This window comes from Kocuria rosea, from assembly GCF_023715525.1.
GTDB classification, from domain to species: domain Bacteria; phylum Actinomycetota; class Actinomycetes; order Actinomycetales; family Micrococcaceae; genus Kocuria; species Kocuria rosea_A.
Genome location: NZ_JAMBOG010000049.1, coordinates 1 through 1,803 on the forward strand (window position 1 = coordinate 1; position 1,803 = coordinate 1,803).

Genomic DNA, 1,803 nt, shown 5'->3' on the forward strand with positions numbered 1-1,803 from the left:
CCGGAGGCCGCATGAGAATCGCACTGTTCGCCACGTGCATCGTGGACGCGATGTACCCGAGGGTCGCGCTGGCCACCGTGCGCGTGCTGGAGCGGCTGGGCCACGAGGTCGTGTTCCCGCCCGGCCAGGGCTGCTGCTCCCAGATGCACGTCAACAGCGGCTACTTCGCCGATGCCGTGCCCGTGGTGCGCAACCACGTGGAGGCGTTCTCGGCCGCCGACTACGACGTCGCCGTGGCCCCCTCCGGCTCCTGTGTGGCCTCCCTGGGCCACCAGCAGCCGATGATCGCCCGTACGGCCGGCGACGAGGACCTGGCCCGCGCGGCCGAGGCCGTCGCCGGCACCACCTACGAGCTGTCCCAGCTGCTGGTCGACGTGCTCGGCGTGAGTGATGCCGCCGGCCAGCTCGGGTCCTGGTTCCCGCACCGGGTCACCTACCACCCCTCCTGCCACGGGATGCGCCTGCTGCGCCTGGGCGACCGGCAGAAGGACCTCGTCCGCTCGGTGGCGGGGCTCGAGTTCGTCGAGCTGCCCGACGCCGAGGAGTGCTGCGGCTTCGGCGGGACCTTCTCCTTCAAGGTCCCCGAGGTCTCCGCGGCGATGGCCGAGGAGAAGATCGGCAACATCGTCGCCACCGGAGCCGAGCTGTGCACCGGCGGCGACGCCTCCTGCCTTATGCACCTGGGCGGGGCCATGGCCCGCCGGGGCACCGGCGTGGGCACCGTGCACTTCGCCGAGATCCTCGCCTCCACCCGCGCGAACCCGCTGGAGGTCTCCGGGCCGGTCGAGCTGTCCATCCCCGCCGCGCCCAAAAGACGCCGCGCGGCGTCGTCGACCACCGCTTCCGCCGGAGGTGCCCGGTGAGCCGCACCGCACTGGGCATGCCCGGGCTCCGTCCCGTCCACGGGCGGGGCAACCTGCACGCGTCGGTGCCGTTCCCGGAGGCCGCGAAGGCCGAGCTGGGCAACGCGCAGCTGCGCGCCAACATCCGCCACGCCACGCACACCATCCGCGGTAAGCGCGCGGCCGTCGTGGAGGAGCTGCCCGACTGGGAGGCGCTGCGCGCCGCCGGCTCCGCCATCAAGGCCCAGGTGATGGCGGACCTGCCGGAGCTGCTCGAGGAGTTCGAGCGCAACGCCACCGCCCGGGGCGCGACCGTCCACTGGGCCCGCGACGCGGAGGAGGCCAACCGGATCGTCACCGAGCTCGTGCAGGCCACCGGGTCCACGGAGGCCATCAAGATCAAGTCCATGGCCACCCAGGAGATCGGCCTCGACGCCCACCTTCAGGCCCACGGGATCACCGCGACCGAGACCGACCTCGCGGAACTCATCGTCCAGCTCGACCACGACAAGCCCTCGCACATCCTCGTCCCCGCCATCCACAAGAACCGCCACGAGATCCGCGACATCTTCCTGGCCGAGATGCCTGAGACCGACGAGACCCTCACGGCCGAGCCGCGCGATCTCGCCGAGGCCGCCCGCACCCACCTGCGGGAGAAGTTCCTGACCACGCCGGTGGCGATCTCCGGGGCCAACTTCGGGGTGGCTGAGACCGGGACGCTGGCCGTGGTGGAGTCCGAGGGCAACGGGCGGATGTGCCTGACCCTGCCCGAGACCCTGATCACCGTGATGGGCATCGAGAAGCTCGTGCCGAGCTTCGCCGACCTCGAGGTGTTCCTCCAGCTGCTCCCGCGCTCCTCCACGGGCGAGCGGATGAACCCGTACACCTCCCTGTGGACCGGGGTGACCCCCGGCGACGGGCCGCAGGAGGTGCACGTGGTGCTGCTCGACAACGGCCGCTC

The 1,803-nt window shown here is 71.8% G+C and carries 2 protein-coding genes; both read left to right on the forward strand.

Features of this window, described 5'->3' with window-relative positions; genetic code table 11:
* The first annotated feature begins 11 nt into the window (after nt 1-11).
* Complete coding sequence (locus M3185_RS16890) at nt 12-863, forward strand: (Fe-S)-binding protein (protein WP_251334834.1); 852 nt, start codon at nt 12-14, stop codon at nt 861-863.
* On the forward strand, nt 860-1,803 hold a 944-nt coding region (locus M3185_RS16895; protein ID WP_251334835.1), incomplete at its 3' end, for an LUD domain-containing protein. The genes M3185_RS16890 and M3185_RS16895, both read left to right, overlap by 4 nt.

Bases quoted from the DNA above. Each gene is read 5' to 3' on its own strand.
- M3185_RS16890 (WP_251334834.1), top strand. From the start codon at position 12: ATGAGAATCGCACTGTTCGCCACGTGCATCGTGGACGCGATGTACCCG.